Source organism: Holdemania filiformis DSM 12042, assembly GCF_000157995.1.
Taxonomy (GTDB): Bacteria; Bacillota_I; Bacilli_A; order Erysipelotrichales; family Erysipelotrichaceae; genus Holdemania; species Holdemania filiformis.
Genome location: NZ_GG657556.1, coordinates 50,181 through 67,241 on the forward strand (window position 1 = coordinate 50,181; position 17,061 = coordinate 67,241).

Consider the following 17,061-nt stretch of genomic DNA (forward strand, 5'->3'; position numbering starts at 1 on the left):
AGTTCTTCCTGTCGTGGGCGATTGTGATCACGCTGGCGGTCTACGGCGTGCTGAATATTCTGACAATTAAGATGTAAGGTTAAACCGGGAAATCCGGTTTTTCTTTTTTTCCAAGTTGAAAAACCGGCTTGGAATCCGATTTGTTTTGCGGCGCCTGCGGATCGGTGCTACACTGTTTTTATCAGGGGAGGGAGCTGATTTAATGAAAACGACGTTTACTTATGATCATTACGCGGACTATGCCGAGCTGACGGCGCGGTTGGTCTATTTTAGCGAACATTATCCGAATTACACCCGTTTGACAAGTCTGGGAAAGACACCGGAGGGCCGCAACCTGTGGGCGATGGAAGTGACGGATTTGCGCTGCGGGGATTTCGATGAGAAACCGGCGCAGCATATCGACGGGAATACGCATGCCGGGGAAGTGACCGGCTCCATGGCGGCGCTGCATCAGCTGGACGTGCTTTTAACCGGCTGTGAAGAACCGCGGATTGCCCGGCTGCTTCAAGCGTATACGTTTACGTTTATTCCGCGGATTTCTCCGGATGGGGCGGAAGTCTATCTGAAAACGCCGGATACGCTGCGCTCGGTTAACCGCCCTTCAGGCAAAGCCCAGTCCGGCGTCGTCCGGCAGGATCTGGATCAGGACGGCGTAATCCGGTGGATGCGGATTCCTGATGAAACCGGGGCATGGACCGCGGATGCGGAAGAACCGCGGCTTTTACGCCGGCGGCGGCCGGATGAAACCGACGGCGTGTTCTACACCGTGATGCCGGAAGGACTGCTTCAGGGAGAGTCTGAAGATCTTCTGAAAGCGGCCCCGGCGCGCTGGGGGCTGGATTTCAACCGCAATTATCCCTGCTGGTGGCGGCCGGAACAGCCAGGCGCAGGCGACTATCCGCTCGATAATCCGGAAACCCGCGCAGTGGCGGAGTTTTTGATCGACCATCCGAATGTCGGTGTGATGGTCACCCATCATACCAGCGGCGGGATGATTCTGAATCCGCCGGGTCCGTTCTCCGAGGCGGAACAGGATCCGCTGGACCGCAGCATCTACCATGCGATCGGAGCACTGGCCACCGAGGAAATGGGCTATCCGTTATTGAATCTGTACGATGGCTTTCATTGCACGGAAAGTGACTACGCGGCCGGCGCGGGCGACGACTGGGCCTATCTGAACCGCGGGATCTTCGCGGTGACGGCGGAGCTGTGGGATTTGCAGAGCCGGGCTGGAATCAGTGTGGAGGAACAGCTGGAACCGGAACTTAGCGACGCTGAACGTCTGCGCCAGCAGAAATTGACGCTGGCCTGGATCGACGCGCATTGTCCGCAGGCCTGGAAGCCGTGGACGCCGCTGGAGCATCCGCAGCTGGGCCAGGTAGAGATCGGCGGTCTTGATTATAAGTTTACGATTCAGAATTGTCCGCCGGCATACCTGCGGGAAGAATGTGAAAAAGCGACGCGGTTCGCGCTGCGTCAGGTCTGTCTGCTGCCAAGGGTGGCGATCATGCGTTTCCAGGCCCAACCGTTAGGGCATGATTTCGTGAAGGTGACGGCGGAGATCGTCAACCGCGGCTATCTGCCGACGTGGATCAGCCGGCAGCGTCAGGCGATGAAGCTGACGAAACCCATTCAGATTGAATTGACAGGCGCTGAGATCCTCCAGGGACAGGCTCAGGGTGAAATTGAAGCGCTGGAAGGTTATGGACAGGATCAGACCGAGCTGTCTTTTTCCGGCGTCTATGGTCAGACCGCGGCGCTGCGCCGAAAAATAGAATGGATTGTCCGGGCGCCTGCGGGAACACGTGTGCAGTTAAACGTTCGCTGCGCTCAGGCCGGACAGGCTTCGGCAAGCTGCGTGATCGATTGAAGCCTTGAAATCTGTGCGGATAATCCGATAAAGGAGAAATGAATGGCGGAATTAATGAAAGCAAGAATCAACGCTGACTCGCTCGGCGAACTGGCGCGCAGAATCAAAAAAAACCACCCTGCGTTTGAGAGCGAAGCCTTTGTGAGCGAGATTCTGGACGCGGACTGGGACTCGCTGGAACTGAAAGCCCGGATCCGGAAGACAGCGCTGGCCTTGGGCAAAACCCTGCCTGCGGACTATTCGCAGGCGGTGACGATTCTGCGGCAGACCGCGGCGGATTATCCAGCGGGCAGCGACGGGTTAATGTTGATGTGCCTGCCTGATTATGTCGAGCTATTCGGCCAGGCGGAAGCGGATTGGGAAGCATCCATGGCGGCGCTGGAACAAATCACCTCGCTGGCTTCGGCGGAATTCGCCGTCCGCGCGTTTATTCTCCGCGATGAAAAGCGGATGATGGCGCAGATGGCCGTCTGGGCTGGGCATAATAGCGAGCATGTCCGCCGGCTGGCCAGCGAGGGCTGCCGCCCTCAGCTGCCCTGGGGACAGGCGCTGGCGAGCTTTAAGCAGGATCCATCACCGGTGCTGCGGATTCTCGAACTGCTGAAAGCCGATCCGTCGCCGTATGTCCAGAAAAGCGTAGCGAACAACCTGAACGATATCTCCAAAACCCATCCCGAGCTGGTATTGGAAACGGCGCACCGCTGGCAGGGCCAGAATCCGGTCACGGACTGGATCCTCAAACACGGCTGCCGGACCTTGTTGAAAAAGGGAAACCCGGAAGCACTGGCGCTGTTCGGGGTGGCAGAGAACGATCATGTGAAAACAACGGGATTGACGGTGATGACGCCGGTTGTGCGGATTGGGGAGGAATTGGTTTTTTCCTTCGCGGTTGCCGCTGAGAACGAGGCTCAGGTCAGGCTGGAATATGCGGTTGACTATGTGAAAGCCAAGGGAAAACGCAGCCGGAAAAATTATAAAATATCCGAGCTGACCTTAAAGGCAGGCGAGAAACGAACGTATGTGAGAAAACAACGCTTCGCCGACACCAGCGTCAGAAAACATTATCCAGGCCGCCATGCGGTCACGCTGATCGTCAATGGTATTCCGCAGGGAACGCAGGCGTTTGAGGTCAGGGCGATGGACTGAGGAAAAACTTCCTCTCGTCGATTTCATAACCGGTTCACAGGAAAAGCTGCCGGAATAGGAAATAGAAAAAAACAGGAACAAGCTTAGGTAGCCTGAACGGCGTTCCTTTTGCTTGATTCCTGTTTTTAGTTTGCTTTCTTTGACGTTGAAGTTGATTTGAAATTCCTGTTTGTCCTGGGTTAGGCGCTTGGAAAGCTTAATCCGGACTCAGTTTCGGAAGCGGTGGCGGTTAGACCGCGCGGCCTGCGTCGTTGCCCGCATGAATCGCTTTGGCAATGTTGAACGGATTGGCGCAGTCGCCGACGGCATAGGTTTCCGCAACGGACAGGCCTTCCAGCAGGCTTGTGTTTGGCAGCATGTCGGCGGCGTTGACGATCGCGTCGCAGGCGATTTCCATCTCAACTCCGGCTTCCGTCATGATCACGGCTTTGTTTTGGTTCACCGATTTCAAGGAAGCTTTCGGCCAGGCGCTGAAGCCCAGTGAATACAAGGCTGTGGTCATCATCCGCATCGCATGCTGAGATTGCTGCATATCCATTTCCTCAGCGGCGTTCGGCGTGATCATCGTCACGTGCTTTTTATGGACTGTCAGCCACAGCGCAGCGTCGAAGGCCTGAGCGTTGGAGCCGTAGATGAGGACGTTTTCGCCCATCTCGGTGAACATGAACGATTCCATCTCGATGACCGGAGCGCTGCCGTCGCCGTCCACCTTCAAGGTGTCGCGCAGACCGCCGGCAGCCAGGATGACCGCGTCCGGTGCTTCCGCGTTGATCTTGGCGACGTCGACTTCCACGCCGGTTTCGACTTTGACACCGGTGATTTCCAGCTGGCGGATCAGATAGTTCTTGAAATCCTGCAAGTTTTCATGCGGTCCCTTGACGGTATGCGCGAAATCCAGCAGGCCGCCGAGCGTGCCTTTCTTTTCGTACAGCGTTACTTCATGACCGCGGGCAGCCGCAATCCGGGCCGCTTCCATGCCGGCCGGACCCCCGCCGATGACCATGACTTTTTTCGCTTTTTCAGCAGGTGTCAGTTCATATGAGGCCGGGCCGCCTTCACGCATGACACGCTGGGTCATCGCGTTGACGCGGCAGTAGCCGGCCATCGCGTTGGCTTCATTGCTGCCGATATGGCAGTGCAGACAGCGGGTGCACGGTGCGATCTCATCGATCCGTCCCTCCGCGCAGCTTATTGACGTATTCGGTATCGACGGTTAACGGGCGGGTCATCAGGAAGAAATCCGCTTTGCCGTCTTCCAAGGCTTGTTCGAAGAAATCCGGAGCGTGCGCCGGGTCCATGTAGGTGACGACGCCGCACGGGATGCTGAGGGCCGCTTTGTAGCGGGCCGCGACATTGAGAAGCATACCGGCGCCCTGGGTGTCGCCGATCAGCTGGCCCTGCCAGTGCTTTTTGAAATCGTACTGCGTACCGAAGCCGGACGCGCCTTCTATACCGTTTAGGATGAAATACAGATCGCTGCCGAACTGCGCGACGTGATGGCCCAGCGGACCTAAGCGCAGGTGCATGGAATCCGCGCCGGCGGCCTCAAACAGCTTCGCAAGGGCGATGCCTTCCTCGACTGTCGTAATTTTTGTGCGCGGCGTGGTAACTGCGTTGTCCAGCGTCATCAGCGTCGGGTTGTTGGCGACGTTGTCGTTTTCTTCGATCGCGTCGATTAAGATCTGAACGTTGAAATTCGAACCGCAGGCTTCCTTGATCTTGGTAATGCATTCCGTGACGAACCGGGCGCGGTTTTCCAGGCTGGTGCAGCCGTATTCGTCGGTGCGCACGTTGTAGAAACGGGACAGGAAATGCTCGCCCATGTTGAAGCCGGCGGCATTGATTTCAAACGCCTTGAAGCCCAGCTGCTGCATCCCCTTGGCAATCTGCGCGCCGCGGTCTTCGATCGTCTGGATCTGTTCGACGGTCATTTCATTTTCACCCGCGCCGAACTGGGCCCACTGATAGCCCAGGCTCGCGCCGTATTTCGCACATTCCGCGACCAGCTTCTGGCCGAATGCCAAAGTTTCAGCGTCATAACCGCTGCCGTCCGCTGGAATTTCTAAGGCGGCAATGCCTTCGACGTAGATCATCTCTACGCCGCCTTTGGCAAAATTGACGTAATATTGAAGCAGTTCATCGGTTAAGCCGGCTAAATAAGTTGCGGATCCAGCCGCCGATTTAACCATCCGGTGACTGAGTTGAAGCGAACCGACGGTCAGCGGCGAGAACAACGTCTTTAATTCTTTGGTGTTCGTGCGGTAATCTTCACGCTGCGGATTGAGATAAGCCGCGGCGATTTTGTCGTTTTCCGGGGCGGTCGTCGGCGTTGTGACTTCCGGGGTTTTTTCTTTTTCAGTCGAACATCCGACTAACCCTGCGGCCATCAACGATAAGGCGGTGGCGCCGCTTCCCTTCAGGAAGTCGCGTCTTGAAATTTTAACCATGTTAACTAGTCCTCCTCTTATGCTATAATTCTAACAAGGTCAACGATGCTTCCGCACCATCCGATTGCTAGATTATTCACAGATTGTTTCGTGCAGAATGCCGAAAATGTAGAAAATACGGAAAATGCGGCCAGGTAAGAATTAAGGGGGAGAAAGGATGCAGATAAAAACGATCATCGAGCAGCTGACAGGGGAATTTTCGCTGTCTTGTCCGGAATCTTTGAGCGATATGCCGATCACCTGCTGCCAGCTGATTTTTGAAAAATCCGCAGTGTGGACGCCGGGGACGGCGTATATCCAGGCGGAGGCGTTCGATTTAGAACCTGCGGCCGCACCGCAAAGTTTCTTTCTGCTTTGCCGCAGCAGTGTGCAGGCGCCGAACGCCGCGGTCTGTCATACCGGGAACGCACAGGATTTATATCAGGCGATCTCTGTGCTGCTGACGGAGCCGGCAGCCTATGCCCGGGCTTTGGCGGCGCTGCAGCGGGTTGCCGGCGCGGGTCAGGGCATTCAAGCGCTGATCGATACCGCTTATCAGTTTCTTCAAAATCCAATTCATGTCCAGGACAGACTGTTTTCCCTGATCGCCGCCAGTCCGCAGACGCCCTGCGGCAACGCTGTATACGATTATTTTTTAATCCACAAGGAACCGCAGCCGGATTACCTGAACCATGTTGAAGCGATCATCATGAAATTCACGGAACATCATATTCACTGCGCTCAGCTGGCAGACTATCAGCGCGGCCCGCTGAAATTAATCAATTGCTCGATCGGAGCGATGCCTCATCTTTTAGGCGGACTTGAGGTGCTGCAGCTGAACCGGCCGTTTACCCAGACGGATGTCCGAATTATCGATCAGCTCGCGCTGCTTTTGCAGATCGAATTGTTCAAGGCCAACAACGCGGCGGAGCAGGCCGGGACGCAGTTTGAGGCGCTGATGCAGGACATCCTGCGCAGCCGCCTGCTTCATCCCGAAATTCTCCGGCTGCGCCTGCAGTCGTTTCCGCGTCTGCAGAACCGGCGGTTTTGTCTTCTGTTAAGCCAGATCCCGAAAAGCAAGGTGTGCACGCTGAAATATTATAATGAGGAAATCATGCGCCGCGCCGAAGTGATCGAAAGCTTTCAATATCAGAACGACCTGTATTTTCTGATCGACCCGGACCTTGATGAAACCGGCAGCGCCGCGTTAAACGAACTGGCCGTCAGTGCCGGAACGCTGTTGATCGCCAGCGATCCGATCGACAATCTGATCCATTGTCCACGCATTGTCGCGATGCTGCGGGAGGCGCTCAGCGTCTGCGGCGCCGCCCAGGGTTTGTTTCTGTTCCGCGGGCTGTATTTTAAAACGCTGCTGCATTCGCTCACGACGCACAGCCCGCTGACGCTGGGCGATTTCGTCCATCCTGGAATCCAGCGCCTCAAAGACTATGATCAGGCACATCAGACGGATTTTTTGGCGACGTTTAAAACATATCTGCAATGCCAGTGCAGTCCGACAAACACGGCCGCCGCGCTGCATCTGCACCGCAATTCTCTGGCCTACCGGATTCAGAAAGCCCGTCAGATCAGCGGATTTTCCAGCGAGGATCCAGAGGACTGCCACAATTTCCTGCTGTCGATCCAGATTGACGAGTATCTCGGAACTTAAGTCAGGCTTACCTTACCAACGGCCGGTTTAAAAATAACGGAAAAATTGTCCGCGGGCAATCTTGCCTGAAGACCGGCATCTATCCTTATACAAATAAAAAGGGAAGGATCCGCAAAATTTCAGATCAATTCACTCAATGACAGGAATTTCAGCCCTCGCTGCCAACCTGCCTTTGAATTTAACGGCTTTGATGATAAAATAACAAGAAAGAGCGTACCGGTCAGTTCCGGCATGAAGATCGTTCAGTAAACGGAGATAAACTATGATGTACTATGAAGATTTAATGGGAAAAAATGCGATCGCAACGATTAAAGTGTCCAAGGAATTGCTGAAATATTCCGTCGGAGAGCGGATTCCGACCGTCAGCGAATTTGTGGATTCATTAAGCCTGGCAAGGGGCACAGTACAAAACGCGATCAAGACACTGGTGGATCATGAAGCGGTGCGGATTGAATCCAAGGGACATTTGGGATCTTACCTGATGAAGAAAAATATGCGCGTGCTGCTTAAATTCGCGGGGGTGCGGATGCTGCTGGGCACAATGCCGCTGCCATACAGCCGGCGCTATGAGGGCCTGGCTTCCGGTTTGATCGCGTCGATGGAAAATAATTACGACCTGCCGATCAACCTGGCCTACATGCGCGGATCGGTTAACCGTATCAGCATGGTCCTGCAGAAGCGCTATGACTTCGCGGTTGTTTCCCGATATGCCGCTCATCATTTCCTTGAAAAATATCCCGATAAGATTGAGATCGTCGTCGGCTTTGGCGCGGGCTCCTATTTAAGCAACCACGTGATCATGTTCCATAATCCCAATATCAAGGAAATCCAGGATGGCATGAAGATCGGCATCGACTCCGCCTCAATTGACCAGAAAGAACTGACGAAATTCGTCTGCCAGGGGAAAAACGTCGAATTCATCGAGATCGAATATTCGCGAATCATTGAGCGCGTGATTTCCGGCGATATCGACGCGACGGTCATGAATATCGACGAAGCTAACGACAAGCATGTTAAAATCCATACGAAATCAATCCCGCAGGTCAACAAGGACAATACCGAAGCGGTGCTGGTTGTCGCTAAGGAAAATGAAATTTCAACATTGATCAAAGAACTGGTCGATGTGGAAACGGTGCTGAATATCCAGCGCCTGGTTCTGGAAGAAAAAATAACGCCGAGCTACTAACCCGGCTTCGATAGTCCGTCAGTTGTTTAAGGACCGGTGAAAACCGGCTCTTTTTTTGTTTTCCCGATGTGCGCTGCCGAGAAGAAAACATGTGAAGAATTCAGCGCCGATGAGAAAAGAAACCAAAATGGTAAACGCCGTGAGAAAGGCGCGGCAGGTAAGAAAATTAGATCGAACTTCAAAATACATAAAAATATATTTTGCTTGTTGACTTTCTCACTTGTCAGGGCTATACTGAATTTGTAAATACAGAATAATGTATATTGGGTGGGATAAGATGAAGGAAATGAAATGCTACCGATGTGGAAAGACCGAATCCGTTAAGGAAATGAAGCTGCGGAAATCATGGGAATGTCCGCACTGTCACGCCGTGATGGTGCTGGATTTGGCGACTCAGCGAAAATTGAAGTATGTCCGCATGTTATTCGTGGCGGTCGTCGTCAGTCTGCTGATGTACGGCTGCAGCCGGCTGGGAACAGTGACCAGTTATGTCGCTTTGATCGTTACCTGTTCGCTTGCGATCGTGATCACGCAGTTTTCCGATCAGCTCTGTCTGGCGCTGACGGACAAATTATTCGGACTTCGGTATATGCCGGTGGAAAAAGGTAAAAGTCAGCCGGTAAAAAATAAGAAGAAAGGAAAATGAAAAAATGGATTTTACGGAAAGACTGAATCTGTATCTGGAGGGCGGCATGATCCAGCCGGATGACGTCGCGGACGTGCAGGCGATCATCACGATGTTTGACCAGAAATATCATATCGTGCTTCAGGAAGAAAACGCCGATACGTTTATCGCGCATCTGTGCGCAGCCTTCGGGCGGAGTGCGACTGGTGAGGAAGTCGAACCGCTGCCGCCGGAAGTCAAGGCGGAACTGGAAGGCCTGGACAGCTATCCGCAATCGCTGCAGATGCTCAAGGATGTTATGGCGGCAACGCGCAATCGCTTAAACCCAACCGAACAAGATTACGCGCTGCTTCACATAAATAATTTAATCGCCCGGCTGGCAGAAGGCTGCGGCAATTAAATTGAGGGGAATCATGTTAGTAAGAGGAGGTAAACATGGAAGGAATCATTACTAATTTTGAATTTTCACTGCCGTTTCGTGCGATCGTTCTGATTGCGATCTGTGCCTGGGCAAGCTTGCTTTCGCACAAATGTATTTCCAACTTCAACGATGGGGCACGTCCGGTTTTTCCAGAATTAATGGAAGGCCGGATGACGCGGGCTGAGTTCGCGGTCGTCGTAACCGGCATGGGCTTCGGCTGGGTTCTGGCCGGCTTCAGCCAGTGGCTGGGCACGGGACTGATCGCCTGCCATCTGACCTTAATCGCCACCGACTGCTTGGGCGCCTGGTCGCCGAATAAGTGGGTCGCATTAATCATCGGCGGTGCGTATGGCGCGCTGTGCGCTTTCGGCACCAGTTTCATCAATTCTGCATTTACAGCGCTGCCGTATAACTTCTTAAATGACCTGACGCAGATCAGCACCCCGGCGCTGCCGGTGTTCTGTATGTTCCCAGCGGTTGCGATCGCAAGCCAGTTCGGGGCTAAAAAGGGAATTACAACCGGTGTGATCGAAGCGGTCGTCTACATTTTCTGCACGGTTGTCGGCGCTGTAAAAGTCGGCTCGATCTCCGTCAGCCTGTATCCGTACACCTTCGCGATGCTGGCCGGTATGATCTGTCTGCTTGTCTATTCCATCAATGGAAGCAAGAATTCAGAAAGCGTGGAAAACGATTCGGAAACCGAAAACCTGTTTACGAAGAACGCCAATCGGATCAAGAGCAACTGGGTTTATCTGTGCATCCAGGGCGCGCTGAACGCATTAGGTATTCATGTTCTGGCTCAGGCTTATCAGCCGTACGTTTTGTCCTCGGCCGTTTTAGCGGGGAATATGGGGACGTTTGAACTGGCTATGATCGGTGTCATTATCGCGTTTATCCCTTTGATCGTATCGACAGCTCTGGCTACCGGCGTTTATCAGGCGGTCGGGTTGACCTCCGTCATGCTGGTCGGCTGTCTGGCGCCAACCTGGTGGCTGGCTCCGATCTTCGGCTTCGCTGCGGAATTTGTTGAAATTCAGCTGTTAGGCTTGTTGGGCAAAGGCTTGTCGAAATTCCCGGAACTCTCCAAATGCGGCGACTATATCCGCGATGCGATGGTTTCCTGTATCGGTCTGGCGCTGGTTGCCGGTTCTTTCCTGGCAGCGAACGCGACATGGGGCGCGGTCGGCATCATGATCGTCGGCGGTTTCTTCGTCCTCAACGACGTCACCGGACAGCGGATTCCGAAGTCGGCGGTCGGCCCGTTAGCGGCAGTGGCGGTCGGCATTCTGTTCAACATCATGATTTTTCTTGGCCTAGTCGTATTGTAATGGAATAGAAGAGGAGAATTGCTTATGTTAAAAATTGAATGCTGCGGCTTGACCGCTTTACAAACAAAACAGATTATTGAGAAGAAATTCCCGGGCCTTGTTGAAACTTCCCTGGATCCGGATATGATCGCGGCGCGCAAAGTTAAAAGCGGCGATGTGGATTTTTACTTAGGAAGCTGTATGACCGGGGGCGGCGGATCGATTGCGACGGCGATCATGGTATTGGGTTACGGAAACTGTCTGACGGTTTCTAAACAAGGCAATTGTCCGAATGAAAAACAAATTCGTCATCTCATTTATTCAGGAAATCATAAGGCGTTTGGCTATGTTAAAACTCATACTGAACAAGTAGTTCCAGCATTGGTGCAGGCTCTGATTGATAAATCTGAAGGAAAACCTGAATAGGAGGTATTGATTTAGGGGCATCTTCGGATGCCTCTTTCTTTTTATACAAGGAGGGTATTCAATGATCCGTACAGTATTAAACGATATTGAAAAAGAAAAGCTGGGCGTCACCTTGTGTCATGAACACTTCATCGTGGATTTAGACCGGGTTCGGCATGACGGCATCAGCATGATTGAAACACCGGAGGAAGTCGAGCCGGAAATCAGAAAGATGATGGCTTTGGGCGTTCAGGCGGCGGTGGAGGTCAGCACGATTGATTTAGGCCGCGATGTCCGCAAATTAAAACAGATCAGTCTGGACACCGGATTGACGATCGTGGCGTCCACGGGGTTTTATTTAACCCAGTATCATCCGGAATGGCTGGCGTCGGCCAGCGCCGCAGCGATTGCGGAAGTGTATGTCAGAGAGCTGACGGAAGGGATCGACGATACCGGAATTAAAGCCGGCATCATCGCTGAAATCGCTTCATCTCCGGAACGCTTTGAGGGGGAAGAAAAGAAGATTCTCAAGGCTGCGGGCATCGCGTCCCGCCAGACCGGCGCGGCCGTATCGACTCACACCGGCCGGGCGACCGCCGTGGAAACGATTGAAACACTGCTGGCGGAAGGCATGGATCCGGATAAGATCATCATCGGACATCAGGATTTGATTGACGACACGAAGTATCATGTCCAGTTGTTGAAGTACGGCGTGAACATCGCGTTTGATACCTGCGGCAAAAAAGCCTATATGCCGGATGAAACGCGGGCCCGCAATGCGCTGGCGATCATGGAAGCCGGCTATGGCGATCATCTGCTTTTCAGCAACGATATCTCCCGCCGGACTTATTTTACAAGCCAGGGCGGCGATGGTTATTTAAGCGTCATGAAATGGGTGATTCCGCTTCTGAAACAGATCGGCGCTTCAGACCGGCAGATTCAGCGCTGTCTGGTGGACAATCCGGCGCGCATTTTAGATAACGAGTGGAGGTAGACTATGTTTTTGAATCAATGCCTGCAGAATAATTCAAAACTGATCGAATTCGCCTTCCACGCGCATCAGCAGGGTCTGATTCTTCCCGATACCTATCTGCTGGATCTCGATACGATTACTGAAAATGGAAAGCGGATGTTAAATGTCGCCCGGCAGAACGAAGTAAAATTGTTCTTCATGCTGAAACAGCTGGGCCGCAATCCGGTTGTTGCCCGGCGCTTAATGGAGCTGGGGTTCGCCGGGTGCGTCGCGGTCGATTACAAGGAAGCGCTGGTGATGATTGAAAATGGAATCCGCCTGGGCAATGTCGGCCATCTGGTTCAGACGCCGAAGGCCGCGCTGAAGAAAATCGTTGCGGCGCATCCGGAGGTGATGACGGTTTACAGTCTTGAAAAGATAGAGGAGATCGACCGGGCTGCCGCCGAGCTGAACTGTGTCCAGCCGCTCATGATCCGGATTACGGACGATGACGCCAGCCTGTATTCCGGCCAGGTTGCCGGTTTCTCCAGTCAGCAGCTGCCGGAAATCCTGGAGAAAGTCCAAACGCTCAAGCATGTGCGGATCGGCGGGGTGACCGTGTTCCCGGCGCTGCTTTACAGTGAAAAAACCCAAACCATTGAACCCACAAGCAATGTCAACGGTCTGCTTCGGGCCATTGCGTATCTCAAGGATAAAGTGTCCGGTGAGCTGCTGATCAACATTCCCAGTGCGACCTGCTGCGCCTCGATTCCCACGATCCGTCAGCTCGGCGGCAACAACGGCGAACCCGGCCACGGGCTGACCGGAACGACGCCGCTGCACAAAGCCAGCCGCGAACCGGAGAACATCGGTTATCTTTATGTTTCGGAAATTTCGCACAATTATAAGGACAAGGCGTACTGCTTTGGCGGCGGTCATTACCGGCGCGGACATATGGCGCATGTCCTGGTCGGGCGCGATCTCGCGCACGCACGGCAATTCAACATTCAGGCGCCGGACGATGATTCCATCGACTACCATTTTGAAATCGATCACAACTGCACGGTTTCCGATACCGCGCTGATGTGTTTCCGGGCTCAGATTTTCACGACCCGCAGCCATGTCGCGATCGTTGAGGGGCTCCGTCAGGGCCATCCGCGCATCAGCGGGATTTTTGACAGTCAGGGCCGGGAAATTCCGGTGAATTGGGAGTAGATCAAAATGAAAGAGAACTATTTGCTGCAGCATAAAACGGCGTTATTGAATCCTTACGGATCGATCGTCCAGGTGCTGGATGGAGATCCGGATAAGCTTCTGGTCGGAATTAAGAATGTCCGTTCTATTCCGAATACATTGATGCACAAATTGGAACCTGCGGGTTTCACGCTGCATACGATCGACAAGAAGTCGCAGCTGGCGGGCCGCGCCGTCGATACTCAGCTGATCAATCCGATCAGCGGCCGGTACATGTCCGGTTCTTCGTCCGGTACGGCGATCAATGTGTTCGCGGGGATCAATGATTTGGGTATCGGCAACGACGGCGGGGGCAGCGTCCTGGCGCCCGCGATCAGTCTGAATATCATAAGCTTTATCTCTAAGCGGATTGAAGCGGATCGCCCGCAGCAGCTCAAGCCGAATACCGACAACATCACGGCTGGCAATTCGATCGGGTTTATGGTCCGGGACAAAAAGATATTATACCGGGCGATCGAGGCGGCGATCGGCATCACGCCCGCAGCGTCGGCAGGCCTTGTTTTCGCGGATCGGGAATATCCCGGAATTGACGCACAGGTCATTGCGGTCAAGGATCCGGCCGCACCGCGCGCGGAACTGACGGATTTTTTGCAGGAAGTTCTGAACCGCTGCGACGTCTTTATGATCACCGAGGGGCCGATCGATCTGGAAGGCTTCGGCGATTCGCTGTTCGGTCATTTCGACGAACGCACCCGCACTCTTCAGCGGGCGGCGGGCAAGGGGTATGTCCGGGTATGCAACCTGGCTGGTGCTACGGCCTTGTCGCTGCCTCAGTCAGCGCTGGGCACCGCGACACTCTTGATGTGTGAAAGCAAACCGGATAAAATCGCGCGGCTGCTCTGTCTGGGCGAGCGGATTGAGGAAGCGCACGACGAACTGATCGAACGGTATTTTCTGGATCTGAACAACTATTTTATAGACGGCTATGAAATTTAGGAGGGGAGTATGAACGTATATCCATTAGAAAATATGACCTTAGAACAGGCGATGCAGAAGCAGTTTAAGTTGGTTGACTGCATCACGCACCATTTCCGCGGGGCGGAAAGTCTGACGCGCGGCGATCTGGGCGTGCATCAGCCGGGCAACCAGCCGGAAACGACGCGAAAAGCGGAACAGACAATTGCGGAATTCTTCGGTGCGGAGGACTGCATCTTAGTTCGCGGCAGCGGTACCGGCGCAATCCGCTATGGCTTAAGCGCGATGATCGAATGTGGTCAGAAGATTCTGATTCACAAGGCTCCGGCATATTCAACGACGCAGACCAGTTTTGAAATGTTCGGTTTGATTCCTGTTCAGGCTGATTTCAACGACTACGCGGCGATTGTGCAAACGCTGCGGGAAAATCCGGATATCCGCGGGGCGCTGGTTCAGCACAGCCGGCAGAAGCTTGATGATGGTTATTCTCTGGCGGACGTGATTAAGACAATCAAGCAGACGGCGGACATTCCGGTCTTAATCGATGATAACTACGGCGTTATGAAGGTTGATAAAATTGGCTGCGAATGCGGTGCGGACGTTTCCTGCTTCTCGACGTTTAAGCTTCAGGGGCCGGAAGGGATCGGCTGCGTCGTCGGCAGGAAAGCGATTGTTGACCGGATCCGCAAAATGCACTATTCCGGCGGCTGTCAGACGCAGGGCTGGGAAGCGCTGGAAGTGCTGCGGGGTCTGACTTACGCGCCGGTGATGCTGGCACTGACGGACGCGGCGGTCAAGGAAGCACTCCGGCGAATTCAGGCAGGCGAGGTCAAGGGTATTAAGAACGCTTACATTGCCAACGCTCAGTCAAAGGTGCTGCTCGTTGAATTTGATACGCCGATCGCGAAAAAAGTGCTGGCGGCGGCGGAAAAACGCGGCGCTTTGCCGAATCCCGTCGGTGCGGAATCCAAGTATGAACTGGCGCCGATGTTTTACCGCGTATCCGGAACATTCCTGAAATCTGATCCGCGGTATGGCGACACGATGATCCGCATTAATCCGAATCGTTCCGGCGCGGATACCGTGTTAAGAATCCTGGCAGAAAGCATCCAGGAAGCCAATGAAGCCTGAACGCGGGGGTGAAGCGGATGAGTAAACGATTTATTATCGTAGTGCTGGACGGCTTCGGCATCGGCGCGATGGCCGACGCCGCCGTTGTGCGTCCGGGCGATGAAAAAGCGAACACGCTGCGCAGTATCCTGCGTGATCATCCGGATCTGAAGCTTCCAACGCTGGAAAAACTGGGACTGATGAATGCGTATGGCAGTGAAAGCGCACAGATGAAATTTAATCCTCAGGCCAATTTTGGCAAAAGTGAACTGATGCATTTCGGCGCGGATACGTTTATGGGCCATCAGGAAATTATGGGGACTCTGCCGAAGCGGCCGGAAGTCCATCCATTCCAGCAGAAGGTTGACATTGTTGCCCAGCATTTGAAAGCGAAGGGTCATCATGTCGAGATCATTGAACGCCAGGGGCTGCGGTATGTGGTCTGCGATGATTTCGTCACCGTTGCGGATAATCTGGAAGCGGATCTGGGCATGTGCTACAATGTGACCGCTCCGCTGGATCTGATTTCTTTTGAAAAAGAAGTAGAAATCGCGGAACAGGTGCGCGAGGTAGTGACGGTAGGCCGGGTGATTGTGTTTGGCGGAACCGGGAATACCATGCAGGATTTATATGCGGCCGAGGAGATTAAAAACGGCCAGTTCATCGGCATCGCTTCGGCAAAATCCAAATCTTATGAACAGGGCTATCAATGCCGCCATTTAGGCTATGGCGTGAATCAACATGTCCAGGTTCCGACGATGCTGACTAAGGCCGGGATTCCCTGCGTGCTGATCGGCAAGGTTGCGGATATCGTCGCCAACGATCTGGGCACCAGCATTTCTTGTGTACCGACGCCGGAATGTATGCGGCTGACGCTGGATGCTGTAAAAAATACGGACACTGGTTTTATCTGTACGAACGTTCAGGAAACCGATCTGGCGGGACATTCACAGGACAGCACGGAATACAGGCGGATTCTGGAACAGGCCGATGCGGGATTGGCGGATATTCTGCCGTGGCTGACGGAAGACGATCTCTTAATCGTTCAGGCCGATCATGGGAATGATCCCAATATCGGCAACAGCCGGCATACCCGCGAGTGTGTTCCGCTGCTGATTTACCGCAAAGGACTGGAAGGCGTTAAAATCGGCACACGCCGCACAATGTCCGACAACGGCGCGACTGTCTGCGATTTCTTTGGCGTCACAGCGCCGGAAAACGGCATATCTTATTTGAACTTGCTTCAGCTGTCAAAAGTTTAAACGAAAAGTTAGCGTATCGCGGAAGCGGCATGCTAATTTTTTTATCTAAGGGAAAATGCCGGCGGCTAAACGCAAAACCAGGGTTTGATAGCGAAGCGGACATCCAGTCTTAGCGATACCGTGTTTTTATCTTTAAAGGTTAACAAACAACGTGCAAATTCAGATTTATGGGAAGAATGCCAGGAGTCTGAAAATCATAAACACGGAGTTTAAATGAGAGTCTGATCTAGTGTATTCCCTTTATAAAAGCATAGATTCTTTTTTCATCATGCAGCTTTTCAGTTTTGTTCTCTTCCAAATCATAGCGATTCATCAGACTTGAGCGTGAAATTTACAAGTCTCCTTTTGTCAAGAATTGGATAAGTGGACAAAAAGGCTTGATTTTATAAGGGAAGCCTTGTTTAATATGCTGGGCAATCAAACTTGTTGAAAATATTTTCAGAACTGTCTATTCTTTTTAGTGAAGGAAGGGGATGGTTAACCAAATTCGGGTATAAACCGGTCTTTTACTTG

General features: G+C 53.2%; 15 protein-coding genes. 13 read left to right on the plus strand and 2 right to left on the minus strand.

The annotated features are described in order from the left end of the window. The first annotated feature begins 202 nt into the window (after window positions 1-202). Together HOLDEFILI_RS06080 and HOLDEFILI_RS06085 are read left to right on the plus strand one after the other, a co-directional pair. Window positions 203-1,870, plus strand: coding sequence for a M14 family metallopeptidase (locus HOLDEFILI_RS06080; protein WP_006058645.1), 1,668 nt, complete (start codon window positions 203-205; stop codon window positions 1,868-1,870). A 42-nt stretch (window positions 1,871-1,912) separates the two neighbouring features. Beyond that, entirely contained in the window at window positions 1,913-3,016 is a 1,104-nt protein-coding gene (locus tag HOLDEFILI_RS06085) for a DNA alkylation repair protein (RefSeq protein ID WP_006058646.1), read from the plus strand. Between the two features lie 229 nt (window positions 3,017-3,245). Here HOLDEFILI_RS06085 and HOLDEFILI_RS20505 read toward each other — a convergent pair whose 3' ends face one another. Together HOLDEFILI_RS20505 and HOLDEFILI_RS20510 are read right to left on the minus strand one after the other, a co-directional pair. Further along, the gene (locus HOLDEFILI_RS20505) at window positions 3,246-4,121 is read right to left on the minus strand and encodes an FAD-dependent oxidoreductase (RefSeq protein ID WP_006058647.1); all 876 of its coding nucleotides are present in this window, start codon (window positions 4,119-4,121) and stop codon (window positions 3,246-3,248) included. Between the two features lie 58 nt (window positions 4,122-4,179). Beyond that, window positions 4,180-5,463 (minus strand): oxidoreductase, encoded by a 1,284-nt coding sequence (locus HOLDEFILI_RS20510; RefSeq protein ID WP_006058648.1) that lies wholly within the window; start codon window positions 5,461-5,463, stop codon window positions 4,180-4,182. Window positions 5,464-5,620: 157 nt separating this feature from the next. Between HOLDEFILI_RS20510 and HOLDEFILI_RS06095 the strand changes: the two genes are divergently transcribed. The 11 genes from HOLDEFILI_RS06095 to HOLDEFILI_RS06145 all read left to right on the plus strand — a co-directional run bounded on the left by HOLDEFILI_RS06095 (window position 5,621) and on the right by HOLDEFILI_RS06145 (window position 16,548). After that, window positions 5,621-7,111, plus strand: coding sequence for a PucR family transcriptional regulator (locus HOLDEFILI_RS06095; protein ID WP_006058649.1), 1,491 nt, complete (start codon window positions 5,621-5,623; stop codon window positions 7,109-7,111). A 262-nt stretch (window positions 7,112-7,373) separates the two neighbouring features. After that, window positions 7,374-8,297: a GntR family transcriptional regulator YhfZ gene (gene yhfZ / locus HOLDEFILI_RS06100; RefSeq protein ID WP_006058650.1), complete on the plus strand. Its 924-nt coding sequence runs from the start codon at window positions 7,374-7,376 to the stop codon at window positions 8,295-8,297. 277 nt (window positions 8,298-8,574) lie between these two features. Further along, the gene (locus HOLDEFILI_RS06105) at window positions 8,575-8,943 is read left to right on the plus strand and encodes a hypothetical protein (RefSeq protein ID WP_039864177.1); all 369 of its coding nucleotides are present in this window, start codon (window positions 8,575-8,577) and stop codon (window positions 8,941-8,943) included. Window positions 8,944-8,947: 4 nt separating this feature from the next. Beyond that, a complete protein-coding gene (locus HOLDEFILI_RS06110; protein ID WP_006058653.1) occupies window positions 8,948-9,322 on the plus strand; it encodes a hypothetical protein in 375 nt (124 codons plus the stop codon). Window positions 9,323-9,357: 35 nt separating this feature from the next. Next, entirely contained in the window at window positions 9,358-10,671 is a 1,314-nt protein-coding gene (locus HOLDEFILI_RS06115) for a YhfT family protein (RefSeq protein ID WP_006058654.1), read from the plus strand. 24 nt (window positions 10,672-10,695) lie between these two features. Beyond that, window positions 10,696-11,076, plus strand: a complete 381-nt coding sequence (locus HOLDEFILI_RS06120; RefSeq protein WP_006058655.1) for a DUF2620 family protein — start codon at window positions 10,696-10,698, stop codon at window positions 11,074-11,076. A 61-nt stretch (window positions 11,077-11,137) separates the two neighbouring features. After that, complete coding sequence (locus HOLDEFILI_RS06125) at window positions 11,138-12,049, plus strand: phosphotriesterase family protein (RefSeq protein WP_006058656.1); 912 nt, start codon at window positions 11,138-11,140, stop codon at window positions 12,047-12,049. Between the two features lie 3 nt (window positions 12,050-12,052). Beyond that, complete coding sequence (locus HOLDEFILI_RS06130; RefSeq protein WP_006058657.1) at window positions 12,053-13,222, plus strand: alanine racemase; 1,170 nt, start codon at window positions 12,053-12,055, stop codon at window positions 13,220-13,222. Between the two features lie 6 nt (window positions 13,223-13,228). Next, window positions 13,229-14,197: an amidase gene (locus tag HOLDEFILI_RS18260; RefSeq protein ID WP_006058658.1), complete on the plus strand. Its 969-nt coding sequence runs from the start codon at window positions 13,229-13,231 to the stop codon at window positions 14,195-14,197. A 9-nt stretch (window positions 14,198-14,206) separates the two neighbouring features. Further along, the gene (locus HOLDEFILI_RS06140; protein ID WP_006058659.1) at window positions 14,207-15,307 is read left to right on the plus strand and encodes an aminotransferase class V-fold PLP-dependent enzyme; all 1,101 of its coding nucleotides are present in this window, start codon (window positions 14,207-14,209) and stop codon (window positions 15,305-15,307) included. A 17-nt stretch (window positions 15,308-15,324) separates the two neighbouring features. Next, window positions 15,325-16,548, plus strand: a complete 1,224-nt coding sequence (locus HOLDEFILI_RS06145; RefSeq protein WP_006058660.1) for a phosphopentomutase — start codon at window positions 15,325-15,327, stop codon at window positions 16,546-16,548. Window positions 16,549-17,061 lie beyond the last annotated feature (513 nt).

Coding starts and splice junctions, on each gene's coding strand:
- HOLDEFILI_RS18260 (WP_006058658.1), top strand. CDS start 13,229: ATGAAAGAGAACTATTTGCTGCAGCATAAAACGGCGTTATTGAATCCT.
- HOLDEFILI_RS06115 (WP_006058654.1), top strand. CDS start 9,358: ATGGAAGGAATCATTACTAATTTTGAATTTTCACTGCCGTTTCGTGCG.
- HOLDEFILI_RS06120 (WP_006058655.1), top strand. CDS start 10,696: ATGTTAAAAATTGAATGCTGCGGCTTGACCGCTTTACAAACAAAACAG.
- HOLDEFILI_RS06105 (WP_039864177.1), top strand. CDS start 8,575: ATGAAGGAAATGAAATGCTACCGATGTGGAAAGACCGAATCCGTTAAG.
- HOLDEFILI_RS06140 (WP_006058659.1), top strand. CDS start 14,207: ATGAACGTATATCCATTAGAAAATATGACCTTAGAACAGGCGATGCAG.
- HOLDEFILI_RS06130 (WP_006058657.1), top strand. CDS start 12,053: ATGTTTTTGAATCAATGCCTGCAGAATAATTCAAAACTGATCGAATTC.
- HOLDEFILI_RS06080 (WP_006058645.1), top strand. CDS start 203: ATGAAAACGACGTTTACTTATGATCATTACGCGGACTATGCCGAGCTG.
- HOLDEFILI_RS06125 (WP_006058656.1), top strand. CDS start 11,138: ATGATCCGTACAGTATTAAACGATATTGAAAAAGAAAAGCTGGGCGTC.
- HOLDEFILI_RS06085 (WP_006058646.1), top strand. CDS start 1,913: ATGGCGGAATTAATGAAAGCAAGAATCAACGCTGACTCGCTCGGCGAA.
- HOLDEFILI_RS20510 (WP_006058648.1), bottom strand. CDS start 5,463: ATGGTTAAAATTTCAAGACGCGACTTCCTGAAGGGAAGCGGCGCCACC.
- HOLDEFILI_RS06095 (WP_006058649.1), top strand. CDS start 5,621: ATGCAGATAAAAACGATCATCGAGCAGCTGACAGGGGAATTTTCGCTG.
- HOLDEFILI_RS06145 (WP_006058660.1), top strand. CDS start 15,325: ATGAGTAAACGATTTATTATCGTAGTGCTGGACGGCTTCGGCATCGGC.
- HOLDEFILI_RS20505 (WP_006058647.1), bottom strand. CDS start 4,121: ATGGCCGGCTACTGCCGCGTCAACGCGATGACCCAGCGTGTCATGCGT.
- HOLDEFILI_RS06110 (WP_006058653.1), top strand. CDS start 8,948: ATGGATTTTACGGAAAGACTGAATCTGTATCTGGAGGGCGGCATGATC.
- yhfZ (WP_006058650.1), top strand. CDS start 7,374: ATGATGTACTATGAAGATTTAATGGGAAAAAATGCGATCGCAACGATT.